This window comes from Arthrobacter sp. H-02-3, assembly GCF_003097355.1.
In the GTDB taxonomy this organism is placed as follows: Bacteria; Actinomycetota; Actinomycetes; order Actinomycetales; family Micrococcaceae; genus Arthrobacter; species Arthrobacter humicola.
The window spans coordinates 18,127-32,226 of the sequence record NZ_PYUI01000019.1 but is presented as its reverse complement, the minus strand read 5'-3'; the positions used below and the strand labels follow the sequence as shown (position 1 = coordinate 32,226).

Sequence of the window (14,100 nt, the reverse complement as noted above, 5' to 3'; positions counted from 1 at the left end):
AACGAAAGGATCACCCATGACCTTCTTCCAGGAATTCCCGGTGCCGCCCCTTCCGCCGCGCGGACGGGCAACGCGGTATGTGCCCCCGGCCTGGGCGGGCGCCCCGCCGTCCGAGCTGCCGGCCGTGCTCCATGTTGGGCAGTTTCTGCACCGGAGCCCGACGATGGTGATGGCTGTAAAAAGCGTGGATGTCTTCTCCACGGGTTGTTCGTTCGATGTGTGCTGGACCATCCGCCGGGGCGAACAGACCGATGAGGAATGGGCGGATCTCAACGACGCATTCTTCCGGGGCAGACCCGGCGCACGCAGGGGCTCCGGCGCTGCTTCCATGCTCCTGTTCGGCGCAGCCTTTCCCGATGGCGCCAAGGCCAGCACGGGCGCACACCCGCACGGGGTCTTCGACGGCACCCAGCAGCCGCCAGCCCCGGTCCTCCTGCTGAGAAACGGCGGCGGGAACGGGGGCGACGACGAGTTCTCCGGCACAGGCACGCTCTGGCTCTGGCCGTTGCCGCCGGCAGGAGACCTCCGAGTGCTCGCACAGTGGAGAGAGTTCGGCTTAGAGGAGTGCTCCATCGTCCTCGAAGGTGCCCGGCTCCGTGACGCAGCCCCGGGTGTGCAGAAATTTTGGTGACCGCCCCGTGCCGGACTCCAAGATCTTCAGCGCCGCCATCGATACGGGGTGGTTGTTGACACCCGGAGCAAACCGTAGCGTTCCAAAATAGGGCGTGAATACTCGGTTGAATCGCTGTGGATGAGTGTCTTGCCCCTCGCCAGCGCGGCCCGGGCACGGGCCGCGGTAACGGCCCGGTAGATGCCTTGGCCGCGCCACTCGGCGCGCGTCGCCCCGCCCCAGATGCCGGCAAATTCCGTGCCAGGAACGGGTTCGAGGCGCCCGGCGCTCACCATCGATCCCTCGTGTTCGGCCACCCAGAGTTCCATCCCGTCGTCGCGTGCCGCACGGGCCAGGATTGCGTCGGCGTTGCCATTGGAGACGGAAACGCCGAAAACTTCGTCCTGCATTGCGCTCATGGCGCGGATGTCCCGTTCTTCGCTCACGCGGCGGAGGCTGACGCCGGGCGGGAGTTGCACGTCCGCGGTCAACGCCTTGGCTGGCCCGATCATGATCGACTCGGTTTCATCGGGCTCAAATCCGTTGGCGAGCAACGCGTCATGGAGTCCGGGCGCATCATCGTGTCCACGGGTTTTCCACTCGACCCGCACAATGGCTGGATCGCTGCGGTAGAAAGCAAGTGCCTCGGCCACCCATCGCGCGATCGTGGGTGCGTCGGCGCCACCGAGATCCTGATAGGTCACGAAGCCTCGGCCGCCGGCAAACGTCACCAGACGTAACGGGCCCAGTAGTTCAACGGCGAGCGCGCTCGGGGTCTCCGCATCTGTTCGGAGTTGCTGGTCATAGGCCATGAGAAGCTGCGTCGAAAGTGTCATTGGCCTCCACGCTACAACGGCACAGCGGATCCGTCCCGCCAGGGAGTGAGCCTGGGCAGCCAGCGCGGGACATTGGCGCGGTAAATCTCATATTCAGGTCCGAACGTCCGTTCCAGCGTGGGCTCCTCGTGGAACACCACAAACGCGGCCACCGGGACGGCATCCACGGCGGCAAGGGCAAAAAGCTTGGGCTGCCCCAGCAGGAGGCCCTGCCCGGTAATCGAGGCGGCGAGGGCGACGTAGATGGGGTTGCGCACGTATCGGTACCAGCCGCCGACCACCAAATGCTTCGTCGGCGCAAAGGGAGCCGGGGTCCCCAGTCCCTCGACGGCGAACCGGACAAACGAACTTGTGATCACTGCCGCGCCCGCACCGATGAGCACGACGCCGGCGCATTGCGCGGGGAGTCCGCCCGGCACCGGCCGCTTCACCTTCCAGCGCGTCAACAACCACGGAACGAGCCCGGCCGCCGTCGCCGGCGCGACGGCGAACACCGCCGTGCCAATGGCTGCGAGCCTCTTCTCCCGCGACGTCTCTCCGGATGCCGTCATGCTGATCACTTGAACCTCCTAAACGTGCGTTGCTTCCTGGGTTGGCGTGCTCCCGGTGTTCCAGGAGCTGACGAAGGCCAGACCGGCAGCCACTGCCGAACTCAGCACAATGGCTCCAAGCCACATCGACACAGGCCATCCAACCCCTGACACCACGGCGATCCCGATCATCTGGCCTGTCCAGATAAGAGCCGCCAGTACCGCGCTGACCGCCGGCAGCCGGCGGCCGGTCAATTGGCCGCCCCCTCGGGCGATCAGCACGTCCGCCACAACTGCGGCCAGCGTGGCACCTGCCGCTCCGGCGACACCTGCCGGGCGGAATCCCGACATCGCCAGGGGCAGCCACGCCACGACGGCGACCAGCATGGTGGCGATGCCGCGAGGTGGCCGCAGGGCTCCCGACCAGGTGTAGAGAAACGGGGCGATGATCAGTGCCGTGGTCACCAGGTAGCTGGCCATACCGATCGCCGCAGGCATCTCCGCTTGGGTGTGGCCGGGACTGCCGATCGGCGTCGGGATGTACGGGACCGCGGGAGCGGTCCGGACAAAGGCCGAGCAGTAAATGAGGAAGAAAGCGCCCAAACCGGTCATCAGGGCGACAGCCAGCAGCGCCGGCGCCGACCACTCGAAGGCGCCCGACCGGCCACGGGCCCGTGCGCTGCGGACGCCGGTACCGAGTATGAGGAAGAGGCTAAACCCCAGCAGCAGATGGGTGGGGCTTACCAGCGCATCGAGCGAGACTTCGATGCCCAGGATTTCATGCCATGCCAGGTCCAGAACGCCGGCGACGGCGAAAAGGACAACTCCAACTACCGTGCCCCGGTAGCCGGCAGGTATCGCGCGGGCGAGCGGCTGCCCGGGCTCGCGGTTCCTCCAGATCACGGTGGCCGTCCACGCTGCCATGGCAAGGAGGCCGGAATAGAGAGCGGCGTGCCAGGGGGTGAAGAACGTTTCCAGTCCGGGAACGTGGAGGTGTGCCCAGCCATCCAGGAAGACCGCCAGGAGGAGCCAGATGCCCAGCAGTTCTGTGACCAGGTCCCGCCCGACGCCGGTCCTGAGCGCCGGGGCTGCCGTGTCAACCATGGTCGTTCTCCTCGCACTCCGCAGACCGCCCTCGGCGATCCGGCACCGCCCGACGTCGGGCTACAGCCCGACTCCTTAAAGCGTGGACCTCCCGGGGTTCAAACGCCAGATGCGTAACCGCGACCGGTTGTGTTTTGATCGGCCCCGTCCCATCATGGAGCCGTGGGGCCGCCCGATGAGACTGCCGGCCGGTCACCGCGCCTGTGGCCCAAGGAGGTAAGGGCATGACCGAAACGGCCATCGAGCTCACAGAAGTCACCAAACGATTCGGCTCCTTCACCGCAATCGACAAGCTCAGTCTGCGGGTCGAACGCGGGGAAATCTTCGGCCTGCTCGGGCCCAACGGATCCGGCAAGACAACCACCATCAACATGATCAGCGGCCTGAGCCGTCCGACCTCCGGAGGGGTCACGGTCCTTGGCGTGGACATGCTCGTGGATCCGCAGAGGATCCGACGCTCGCTGGGGACGGTGCCGCAAGAGAACGCCCTCTACGAGGAGCTCACGGCGGAAGCCAACCTCCGCTTTCACGCCGATCTCTTCGACGTGCCCCGGAAGGGCATCGAGAAGCGGATCACGTCATTGCTGGAGCTTGCGCAGCTCGACGAGCGGCGAAAGAGCCGCGTCTCCACCTTCTCCGGCGGCATGAAACGACGTCTGGCCCTGGTCCGGGCACTGCTCCACGAGCCCGAGCTGCTCTACTTCGACGAGCCCGCCCTGGGAGTCGATGTGCAGAGCCGGCGCGCGCTCTGGGACCGGATCCTCGAGCTCAAAGAGCGCGGAACCACCGTGCTCATCACCACGAACTACCTCGAAGAGGCAAACGTCCTCTGTGACCGGCTGGGCATCATCGACCGCGGGCGCCTCGTGGCGCTGGACTCGCCGTCGAACCTTCGCCGCAGCTTCGGTGACACGGTCCTGGAAATGCGCACCCAGCCGGTGCCGGCGGAGGACATCGTCCGGAAAGTCCGTGCCCTGCCCGGTGTGGTTTCCGCTGTCGCTGCCGACGAATGGCTGAAGGTCACTGTGGAAGGGGGCGCCGCCGTCACCGGCAAGGTGGTGACGGCGGTGGTCGAATCCACGAGCCTTGAGGAGATCCAGAGCCGCGAACCGAGCCTGGACGAGGTCTTCCAGAGCCTGACCGGCAAGGAGCTCAGGGAATGAGCCTCCGACACAACCTGCGTGTGGTCCGGGCCGTCGCGGCGGTGGACATCCGCCTCACCCTCCGGGAACCGCTGTTCGCGATAGCCGGCATCATCATCCCGATCAACTTCCTGCTGCTTTTCCTGCTGTTCGCCATCAGCGGGGGCCAGGCGCCGATCGCGGTGGTGATGAAGACCCATGGCCCGTTGGCCGGGCAATTCGTTCAGGCCATGAACAACTCGCAGTCGTTTATCATCCATACGGCCTCCCCGGCGGACGCGGAGCGCGAGATCCGCGCGGGAACCGTCGTCGCCGTCGTGACGGTACCGCAAGACTTTGATGCCGCGCTCAACGCCGGACGACGGGTGGACATCCCGGTCGAGCTCAACAACCTCAACGTCGACTTCACCAACGACATCCGGCGGGCGGTGCCGCTGTCCATAACATCCTTCTACGCCGGCGCGTTCCCTGAACAGGTCGTCGTGAGGGCGGTCGAGTCCGACGTCCAGGAGCACGACACCGGCTACATTCCCTACCTGGCCGTCAGCATCGTGGTGGCCGGGCTGCTGCTCGCCGCGCTGTTGCAGGGCAGCGTCAACGCCGCGCGGGACTACGAACTGGGAACCGTCAAGGAACTGGCACTGGCCCCGGTTAGCCGGCTTGCGATCGGGCTCGGAAAAATTCTTGGCGCAGCCGCGCTCACTGCAGCGTCGGCCATTCTGGTGCTGGGCGTCGTCATCCTGGTGATCGGGGTGCAGCCCCTCCATCCCCTGGAGGTACTCGGGTTTGGCCTTTTGATGATCGCAGCCTTTCTTGCCCTCGGTGTGCTGGTCGGGACGCTGGTCCGCCGGCGCCAGCAGGCGATCCCGCTCTCCATCGCCTGCGTCCTGCCGCTGTTCTTTCTGAGCGGTCCGTTCGGACCGGCGAACTGGCTGGGTGAAGTTCCCGGAGCCATCGCGGCCGTGTCCCCGCTCACCTATGCGATCGCCGCGTTCGAGCACGCCTTCCACGGTTTCCAGACGGCCACCCCGGACCTGACCGTCGACACGATGGTCCTGGCCGGGTTCACCCTTCTCACGGTGGCGCTCACCGCATTGGTTTTCGGCCGCCGGGGGGTGGGGCACTGATGGGATCGCACTGATGGGAGCCCTGCGGGCAGTCCTTGCCATCGCGGCCAAAGACATCGTGACGTGGGTGCGCACACCCTCGGCAATCGCGGTCAGCCTGCTGCCGCCGATCGCCTTCTTGCTGATCATCTTCGTCGTGGCGGGGGCAACCGGCCGCAATCCGGTGGCAGTGGTGGCCGAGGACTCCGGCCCGCAGGCTCAGCGCCTGGTCTCGATCCTCAATGACTCCGACGCGTTCCGCGTCCAAGCCGCAACTCCGGATGAGGCGGCGCATTTGCTCGACACTCTCCAGGTGGCCGCCGTGATCACCATCCCCGCCTCCTTCGACGACGACTACCGGATGCACCGGCCGGACCCGGTACAGATCCGGATCAACAATCTGAACCTGGACTTCACCAACGACCTCCGGCGATCGCTGCCGACGGCGATCACGCGCTTTTACGCGGGCCAGCCGGACAACCCCGTCATGGTCGGCGTCGCCGAGTCGGATCTGAGGCCGCATGACGTTGACCTCGTACAGTTCGAACTGGTGCCCATCCTCGTGCTGCTGCTGACGCTCTTGGGTGTCGTCAACGGCGGGCTGGCCACCGCCCGGGAATTCGAGGACCTGACCATCAAGGCGCTGCTACTTGCACCGATCGGCCGCGGGGCCCTGATCGCCGGGAAGATCCTAGGGTGCTGGGTGACCACCATGCTGGTGGCAGCGCTGGTGCTGGTCCTGTCGGCGGTCTCGGGCTTCCTGCGGCCGGCGGGCTGGTACTGGCTGCCGGCGCTGGCCGTGATCGGGCTGATCGCACTCGCGGCGGCCGGGGTCGGGGCCGCCCTTGGAGCCACCTTCCGCCGGTTTGCGCCGGTATCGGCGGCCGGGATCAACGTGGCGATCTACCTTTTCTTCCTGAGCGGCGGAATCAGCGTCGCGGCCTTCCTGCCCGGATGGATTCAGACCATAGCGCACTTCACGCCCACGTTTTATGGGGTGGATGCACTGGAGGGCGCGATCTTCTACCAGTCGACCGACAACCTTGGCCGGGACGTGGCGGTGCTGCTGCTGACGGCCGCAGGCGGCCTGGTCTTGGGCATCATGTCACTCCGCCGGCGGCTCGTCCTTGACGACTAAGTCCGGATGGGGGCCGGACGGAATGCGCTGGCCGCACACCGTCCGTGGGCGGCACTGCATGGGCCTCCGGGCAAGAGTCTTGATACCAGGGGCAAAGTCAACTGGTTGGAGCAACGCCGGGGTTTAGGCTGCGTGCAGCAGCTGGTTCAGCCGGTTGGCTGGGGTCTCCAGGTTCAGGGTGGGTCGGGGGCGGCGGTTGAGTTTCGCGGCGACTTGGCGGAGGTCCTCCGGGGTATGGACTGAAAGGTCTGAGCCTTTCTCGAGCCAGAATCTCAGGAGCCGGTTGGTGTTCTCGTTGGTCCCGCGCTGCCAGGGCGAGTGCGGGTCGCAGAAGTAGAGCGTGGTGTCCAGTGCGGTCTGGATCCGGGCGTACGCGGCGAGTTCCGTGCCGCGGTCCCAGGTGATCGACCGGCGCAGGTGATCCGGGAGTTTTCCCATCTCCCGGATCATCGCGGCAGCGACGGTGTCAGCGGTGTGGTCCCCGGGAAGGTGGAGGAGGATCGTGAACCTCGTCGAGCGTTCCACGAGAGTGCCGATCGCGGTCCCGTCGCAGCCGATGATGAGGTCGCCCTCCCAGTGGCCCGGGACCGCCCGGTCCTGGACCTCGGCCGGGCGCTCACTGATCTTGAACGCCTCCTTGTAGGGGCTGTTCTTGTGCCGGTCCGCGGCGTGGGGAACGCGCTGCTTCCGCTTCAGGCTGAGCTTCTCCGCCAGATCTGCCCGCAGACTTCCGCGGGATTGAACATATAAGGCCTGGTAGATCGTTTCGTGGCTCACCTGCATAGTCTGATCGTCGGGGAAGTAGAAGGCCAACATCGCCGAGATCAGTTTCGGGCTCCACCCGTCATCCATCCACACCCCGATCAGCCGGCAGAGCGCCTCGTCCCCGACGAGCTTCAACGCCTTCGGCCGGCGCCTGGCCTGATGTGCCTTCGTATGGGCGACCGAGGCGTAATACACCCCGTCCGCGCCGGTGTTCCGTTTCGCCTCCCGCCAGACCACGGACCTGTCCCGGCCGATCAGCTCACCGATCCTGGCGTAACTGAGTCCGCTGCGCAGGCCCATCTGGATCATCCCCCGCTCAGCCAGATTCAGTGCCCGGCCCTCCGGCCCTTCGGCCGTGGGCGCCGGATCCGAAAGACCCCCAACGGGCCCCATGTCCACAGTCATCATGTGGCCAGACTGGGCCCACCAATTCCTCCCGGTCCCATGCGTGGCGCCGACACGCCGGGCCGCAGCCAGGATCGACATCCCGCCACACACCAGATCAAAGAACTCAGTACGCGCATCCAGGGAAAACACATTGACCATCAAACGCTCCATCAATCAGAGCGTTGCAGCGACCATATGACTTTGCCAGGGGTAGACCGAAAGTCATGTGATAGCTCCGGGCATGGCGCCCGCCCTCGGTTGAGCGCAGTATGAGTGAATGAACGTTCCCAGCGCCGAGGGTCCGGCGCAGGCTGGCTTTGTTGAAGACCGAGCCCGTCTGCACCCTTGGAGCCGTTATGTGGCCTTGGGTGATTCATTCACTGAAGGGGTCGGGGATCCGGAACCGCGGAGCCCGGGGGGCCTGCGGGGCTGGGCGGACCGGGTCGCGGAGGAGCTAAGCAACGGACACGAAGGCTTCGCCTATGCAAACCTGGCAATCCGCGGACGGTTGCTTCACCAGATCCTGGATGAGCAGGTGGGTCCCGCTCTAGACCTGCGTCCGGATCTGATCACGCTCAATGCCGGGGGAAATGACTTGATCTTCCACAGGAGCGATCCGGATAAACTCGCCGCCCGGATGGACGCCGGCGTGGAACTGCTGGCCTCCACCGGCGCCATGGTCGTCATATTCGCCGGCCCGGACTGGGGCGCAACTCCCGTGCTGGGTCGGGTCCGCGGCAGGGTGGCCATCTTCAACGAGAATATGCGCACCATTGCGGTCCGCCATGATGCGGTCATCGCCGACCTCTGGGCACTGCGTCAGCTCGCCCACCCGCAGATGTGGGATCCGGACCGGCTGCACTTCTCCGCGCTGGGCCAGCACACCATCGCCATGATGGTGTTGGATACCCTCAACGTCCCCCACACCTTGCAACCGATGACGCCCAAAGACCTCCCGGGGCGCAGGTGGCGTGAGGCAAGGGCCGATGACATCTTCTGGGCACGCGAACACTTGGCCCCTTGGGTCCTGCAACGCCTCAAACAACGGATCGCGCAGGAAGAGCTCCGTGCCAAGCGGCCAGCCGCGGGCCCCGTGTTTGGCGCCCGGATGCCACCCGGGACATTCATCGGAAATGATGCACAGGACTAACCCGGCCGGGCCAGGGGCCTTGCCGCTTTTATGAAGCGGGCCCGTTCTCCTCCATGGTCTGCCCGTAGGGCACATCGGCGCTGAGGGCGACCGTGAACCTTGTGTGTCCATGACGAGTCACGAGAATGCCGAACCGGCCGTCCTTCATGGCGTGCTCCAGTGCTACGTCCAATGCGGCGTTCAGGTTCTCTTCAATGAGATGGGGCTCATTTGCCTCTACGAAACAAGTCCATTCGGACTCGAGGGGGTTGGTCATTCTGCTGTTCCTGTCTGTCGTTCGTCGACTGTTTCGTTTCTGAGGTCCTGTTCCCCTGCCGACTTGGCGCGGAGAAATAGTTCGCGTGAGGCAATCTCGATGCCCACGGCAGTCGCGGCAATATCTTCAAGGGCATCCTGAATCCAGGCCACGGCAACTTCGTTGGTTGGTTCCGCGGCTTGATCGGAAAAGTAGGCTGCCCGCACCAAGGCGTACCGTTCCACCTTCACTCTCAGCTTCCCGGCGATGTTTTCGATCTCTGCCAACAGCTGATCCCGCCAGATTCCGAAATTTTGCGCGTTACCTCGCCCACCGGTGGAAGACGGCAGCTGGTCAAGACCCGGTTCCTGTCGCCTCCACAGGAAGTCGGCAAGCTCGGCCGGCAGCACCTGCTCCGAGGCTTGGACCGGAGGCGCCGGCGCCTGCCCGCCATCACCGGTCTGGTCCTGCTGCTCATTGGCTTTCCTGCGCTCGACGCGCGGATTGTCGATGATGGCCGTGGAACGGTGGAAAGGGTGTACGGACTCGACTCTGGGGTCGGGGTTGCCTCGCATCAGTGGGAGCCTCCTGGATAATACGCCGAAGAATGGCGCTACCGGGGTCTGGGGCAACAAGGTCACTTTATCGGATCTTGATTCAAGAAGGTAGGGCGAGCCGGGGCAAGTCCACGCCGCTGAGACAGCAGTGGCAAAAGGAGGAGCTTGCGCCGCCACCAGGGTCAACTTGAGGCAGGCATAAACTGGAACAAACATTGAGGTGGTTCCATCGCGATTGATGGCACTCCAACCCGGCCGAGGAGGCGCGACCCCATGGCCAGCTGTCTGACGATTGAATGGCATGTCCCTCCCGCCGCGGGAAGCTTCGGCCTCGTGGACTCGCCTGGTCCGGCGGCCCGGCATGGTTGATGACTCAGACTCATTGGCAGACGGACTTGATGCCGGCCTGTGCGCCGGGTTCCTTGAGTCGTTGCCGATTTCCGGAGCGGCAATCTCGGTGTTCTCCGGGCTGGCGCCGGAGACAATGGTGTGTGCCAGCGACGCGGTCTCTGCAAGAATCGACGAGCTGCAGTACGACCTTGGGGAAGGCCCACGCTGGGAAGCCCTGCAAACCCGCAGACCCGTGCTTCTACCGGATGTGCGCAATGGTTCGCATGCCGCGTGGCCGGTCTTTGCAAAGTCCCTGTTGGAGCTGGATGTTTCGGCCCTCTTTGTTTTTCCGCTGGCGCTCGGCGCGCTGGATGTCGGCGTGGCAGAGCTCTATAGTTCCGTGTCCGGCCCACTTAGCCCGGCGGAGCATTCCAAAGCCCTGCAGCTCGCCGACGTCGTGACCTGGCACTTGCTGCGCCAGCTCCTGACCCTTCCCACCGGAGACGGCACTGACCCACCACCGGATGGCTCTCCCCTCTCACGGCGCGAGATCCACCAGGCCACCGGGATGGTCCTGGCTCAAGCCGGGACGTCTGCACGGGACGCACTTCTGCTGATGCGGGCGCACGCGTTCGCCCACGGACGTACCGTCCGGGAGGTGGCGAGGGACGTGGTCAGCAGAAGCGTCGACTTCACCCCCGGGGGCGGCTGAGTTGGGCGCATGCAGTAGAATCCGAATATGGCGATGATAAGCCGCGCCGGACGCGTAAGTGCCGCTTTCGTCAAGATCGCGGACACACTCGTGGCAGACTTCGACGTCTTCGACCTCCTGCACACTCTGGTAGATGAATCCGTCGGCATTCTTGACGCCGCCGCCGCAGGACTCGTGCTTGTCGATCCGGCCGGAGACCTCCAAGTTATGGCTTCAACGAGCGAGGAAAGCCAATTGGTGGAGGTCCTCCAGCTCGAGGCCGGTGCGGGTCCGTGCGTGGACTGCTACCGGACCGGAGCTGTTGTTGCTGTCGATGACATCGCGGCAGAAGGTTCCCGATGGCCGCTCTTCCAGGCTTCTGCGCTATCCCAGGGCTTCCGGTCCCTGCACGCCGTCCCAATGCGCCTGCGCAACCGGACCATTGGTGCTTTGAATCTCTTTGGCCACGAGGCCGGTCCCCTCACCGCAGAGGACGCCGCGATCGCACAGGCCTTTGCTGACGTGGCAACCATCACCCTCCTGCAGGAACGCGCCGCGAGGGAAAACGCCCTGATCAACGAACAGCTGCAGCGTGCTCTCAGCAGCCGCATCCTGATCGAACAGGCCAAGGGCGTGATCGCACAGACCTCCAAGGTCGACATGAACGCGGCGTTTGCCCTGCTGCGCGGCTACGCGCGCGCCCACAACCAGACCATCTATGAAACAGCGGACAAGATCATCAACCGCAGAATTAGCATCTAGCCCCAACCGCAATCCGCGTCCTCGACGGCTCAGCGACACCTGCGCTCCTTCCGCCTCCCCCAGCGCGGCCACATGGAGAAGGGCCGCTTCCTGACGAGCATCCTCATTGCGGCCGACGACCCGGATGTCCACCCGTCCCGACGCGTTCGCTAAGGATGCTGCGCAGGAGCCGGAACCCCTCGCCCAGGGACAGGTCCGGCAGGTAGGCGCGGGTGAGGGCATTGGCGATGCCGGGCAGGGCTGCCGAGTCCGGGTAGACCATGTAGATAGGGACATAGCGGGGGTGAAACTTGCTCTTGAAAGCCAAAAGGGACCGGAATCCGTAGACGGGTTCAAGGGCGGATCCCAGGCGATCCAAGAGCCGGTCCAGGCCGGCGGTCGCAGGCGGACGCTCCGGCGTCCCGTCCGGGTGGAGGGTGGGAGACACCCGGGCCAGGGGCGCCCCGGAGAGGCTGATGAATTCGCAGTTCTCATCCTTGAGGCTCGTTGCTGCGGAGGCTATGAGGAACTCGATAGCCGGCCGGAAGCCGGTGCTGCGCCTCCTCATGAAATCAAGGGTCCAGCCGACGATCCGTCCGTTGCGGTAGACCGGGAGCCAGGAGGTGACCGCGTGGATCTGTTGGTGGGCGTCAATGGCGAGCAAGCAGCGAACTTCAGGGTCGTTGAGTTCGTCCAGCCCGCCGAGGGTGAACCCCATTTCGGGCATTTTGCGGTCCGCGACCCATTCTTCGGAGATGGCCAGGATCTGGGTCTGGATGCCCAGGCCGGCCGTGGGATAGCGAACCCATTCTGCATGGATTCCGGCCTTGGCCGCGTTGTTCAAGGCCGTGCGTATGTCCTGGAATCTCTTCCCTTTGAACGACAGGGTGTCCAGGGGCAGGACGGTTTCCTGGGCGACCTGGACGGAATCCCAGCCGAGGCCGGATGCAGCATCCCGGACCTCCGCAGTAACGGAGTAAAAGCAGGGCGTCCACCCATTGGACCTGCAGTAGCCGTAAAACTCCTCCACTACCGCCGGGATCAGGTTCTTGGGCCCGACAGGGCCGCCGGCCGTCAGGGCGATCCCGGCGATGACCCGGTAGGCGATGAAGCTCTGACCCGTGCGGGAGAACCAGTAGGCGTTCCCGGTCCACGTCGTCATCCAGGATATGGAACTGCCCTCCTGTGATGTGAGGATCGCCAACGCTTTGTCTTTGTCATCGCCGTGCCGGGGGTGTGTCGGACGGACAAAGGATTTAAGGACCAGCACGCCCGTGATGGCCCAGAAGACAATGCCGACTCCCTCGTAGAGCAGAACTGCCAAGGTGCTCTCCGGGAAGAAGGCGGGCGGAACGTCCACCGTGAAGCCCAGCGGCAGGAACCTGTCGGGGACGTCGGCCACCAGATCGGCGAGTCCGGGGACGGGGGTGAAATCCGCTGCGAGGACCAGCCCGGCCGCGACATAGATAACGCCCAGGACGCCGGCCAGAGCCAGGACCTGCAGGGCGAGCCGGGTGTAGGTCCCGGGGGGTGCGGCGACAGGAAACAACCTCCGGCAGGCCAAGACCACGCCGAAAATCATGACGGGGACGAGAAGCGGGACCACAAGTGCCAGCGGTTGGGTGCTGTGGCCCGGCTGGCTCGCATCCACCAGTTCCCCGGCAACCGTGTCCGGTCCTGCCGCCAGGAGCACCCCCACCAACGTAATGAGGGCCAGCAGTGATAGCGCGGCCTGGACCACCAGCACACCGGCCCAGGCGAAGCGCCGTCCGCGTCGGAGGCCCTCAGAGAGCAGCAGCAGAAGAAAGGACGGAACAATCGCCATGAAGATTGCGCCCGCCCCTGCCCTCAGTTGCAGGTGCGCGGCCTCACAATCCCGGTGCTGGGCCGGGACTGCACAGATGTTCTGCATTGTCTGGGGGTCCACGGGCCGGATGTCCGTGAAGAGGAAGCGCAAGACCGAGAGCGGCCCGACAGCGTGCGGGGCCAGGCCCGCAACCACCGGCCCGACGGCCGAGACTGCCACGAGGAGAGCTACGAGGATCCTCCCCTCATGCCGTGAACTCACCGGGCGCACCAGCCGGGGGCGGCGGCCCAGAAGGATCGGGCCCAGGAGTGCGCCCGCAGCACCGGCTCCAAGCCGCGCCAGATCGGCGAACCCCCCGTTGTAGAGGGCGAGAAGAATCAGGAGCCCAAAGAGCCCCAGACGGATCCGCCGCCTCCACAAGGTGCCCATGGAAGCCGTGGCGGCCATGGCGGTCCCGCAGATGAAAGCGCTCGGGCCAAGAAAAAATGTTCCGCCCACTTCCCGGGCCCAGTTCCCCGTCAGGGCACGGGTGCCCGCCCAAAATCCTGCGGCAGCCAGGAGCCCCGCAATCTGGGTCGCAACGGCCGCCAGTGCGAACTTCCTGCTGCCCATCTGCCGTTCCAACGGTATGCAGGCCAACAGCACCAGCACCGTTCCCACCACATAGCCGAGCAGATCCCGGGCCCAGAACGCGGCGGTCAGAGGCGTCCACCAATGATTCGGCAACGACTGCGCCGTCGCCGCCACATCGGCCCTCCAGTGCAGTGCAGGGCCGGAGACGATACTCGAGGAAAGGAGACCCAGGATCCAGAAGACGGCGACAAACGCCAGCGTGACGGGAGCCCCCCGCAGCACCGAGAGCAGCCAGCGCGCTGACCTGCGGCGACGGGACCGCCTGTGCCCGGCGAGCGGCGGCGATTCTGGCACTGGGGATCCTTTCAGGATTTCGGGACACTCAAGGCAGGCCCATC

The 14,100-nt window shown here is 65.3% G+C and carries 14 protein-coding genes; 7 read left to right on the top strand and 7 right to left on the bottom strand.

What is annotated here, in order from left to right; translation table 11 throughout:
- Window positions 1-16 precede the first annotated feature (16 nt).
- The gene (locus tag C9424_RS16355) at window positions 17-631 is read left to right on the top strand and encodes a hypothetical protein (RefSeq protein ID WP_116767957.1); all 615 of its coding nucleotides are present in this window, start codon (window positions 17-19) and stop codon (window positions 629-631) included.
- 26 nt (window positions 632-657) lie between these two features.
- Here the strand turns inward: C9424_RS16355 and C9424_RS16350 are convergent, their stop codons facing one another.
- From C9424_RS16350 to C9424_RS16340, 3 genes are read right to left on the bottom strand one after another with little or no spacing between them, the layout of a single operon-like run.
- On the bottom strand, window positions 658-1,446 hold the full coding sequence (locus C9424_RS16350) for a GNAT family N-acetyltransferase (protein WP_116767956.1): 789 nt from the start codon (window positions 1,444-1,446) through the stop codon (window positions 658-660).
- Window positions 1,447-1,457: 11 nt separating this feature from the next.
- A complete protein-coding gene (locus tag C9424_RS16345; RefSeq protein WP_116768002.1) occupies window positions 1,458-1,997 on the bottom strand; it encodes a methyltransferase family protein in 540 nt (179 codons plus the stop codon).
- Between the two features lie 18 nt (window positions 1,998-2,015).
- Entirely contained in the window at window positions 2,016-3,080 is a 1,065-nt protein-coding gene (locus tag C9424_RS16340; protein WP_116767955.1) for a hypothetical protein, read from the bottom strand.
- A gap of 224 nt (window positions 3,081-3,304) precedes the next feature.
- Between C9424_RS16340 and C9424_RS16335 the strand changes: the two genes are divergently transcribed.
- From C9424_RS16335 to C9424_RS16325, 3 genes are read left to right on the top strand one after another with little or no spacing between them, the layout of a single operon-like run.
- A complete protein-coding gene (locus tag C9424_RS16335) occupies window positions 3,305-4,243 on the top strand; it encodes an ABC transporter ATP-binding protein (protein WP_116767954.1) in 939 nt (312 codons plus the stop codon).
- Window positions 4,240-5,349, top strand: coding sequence for an ABC transporter permease (locus tag C9424_RS16330; protein WP_116767953.1), 1,110 nt, complete (start codon window positions 4,240-4,242; stop codon window positions 5,347-5,349). Before C9424_RS16335 ends, C9424_RS16330 begins: the two co-directional genes overlap by 4 nt.
- Window positions 5,350-5,362: 13 nt before the next feature.
- Window positions 5,363-6,466, top strand: coding sequence for an ABC transporter permease (locus C9424_RS16325; protein ID WP_116767952.1), 1,104 nt, complete (start codon window positions 5,363-5,365; stop codon window positions 6,464-6,466).
- A 123-nt stretch (window positions 6,467-6,589) separates the two neighbouring features.
- Here C9424_RS16325 and C9424_RS16320 read toward each other — a convergent pair whose 3' ends face one another.
- Complete coding sequence (locus C9424_RS16320) at window positions 6,590-7,777, bottom strand: IS30 family transposase (protein WP_116767951.1); 1,188 nt, start codon at window positions 7,775-7,777, stop codon at window positions 6,590-6,592.
- 118 nt (window positions 7,778-7,895) lie between these two features.
- Here C9424_RS16320 and C9424_RS16315 point away from each other — a divergent pair, with 118 nt between their 5' ends.
- On the top strand, window positions 7,896-8,768 hold the full coding sequence (locus C9424_RS16315; protein WP_116767950.1) for an SGNH/GDSL hydrolase family protein: 873 nt from the start codon (window positions 7,896-7,898) through the stop codon (window positions 8,766-8,768).
- Window positions 8,769-8,796: 28 nt separating this feature from the next.
- Here the strand turns inward: C9424_RS16315 and C9424_RS16310 are convergent, their stop codons facing one another.
- Together C9424_RS16310 and C9424_RS16305 are read right to left on the bottom strand one after the other, a co-directional pair.
- Window positions 8,797-9,024, bottom strand: coding sequence for a hypothetical protein (locus C9424_RS16310; protein WP_116767949.1), 228 nt, complete (start codon window positions 9,022-9,024; stop codon window positions 8,797-8,799).
- Window positions 9,021-9,578, bottom strand: coding sequence for a hypothetical protein (locus C9424_RS16305; protein WP_116767948.1), 558 nt, complete (start codon window positions 9,576-9,578; stop codon window positions 9,021-9,023). Before C9424_RS16305 ends, C9424_RS16310 begins: the two co-directional genes overlap by 4 nt.
- A gap of 364 nt (window positions 9,579-9,942) precedes the next feature.
- Here C9424_RS16305 and C9424_RS16300 point away from each other — a divergent pair, with 364 nt between their 5' ends.
- On the top strand, window positions 9,943-10,602 hold the full coding sequence (locus tag C9424_RS16300) for a GAF and ANTAR domain-containing protein (RefSeq protein ID WP_237563507.1): 660 nt from the start codon (window positions 9,943-9,945) through the stop codon (window positions 10,600-10,602).
- Window positions 10,603-10,629: 27 nt separating this feature from the next.
- Window positions 10,630-11,343, top strand: a complete 714-nt coding sequence (locus C9424_RS16295; RefSeq protein ID WP_116767947.1) for a GAF and ANTAR domain-containing protein — start codon at window positions 10,630-10,632, stop codon at window positions 11,341-11,343.
- A 103-nt stretch (window positions 11,344-11,446) separates the two neighbouring features.
- On the opposite strand, the gene C9424_RS16290 is transcribed toward C9424_RS16295, so the two are convergent.
- Window positions 11,447-14,056 (bottom strand): bifunctional lysylphosphatidylglycerol flippase/synthetase MprF, encoded by a 2,610-nt coding sequence (locus C9424_RS16290; protein ID WP_237563506.1) that lies wholly within the window; start codon window positions 14,054-14,056, stop codon window positions 11,447-11,449.
- Window positions 14,057-14,100: the final 44 nt, after the last annotated feature.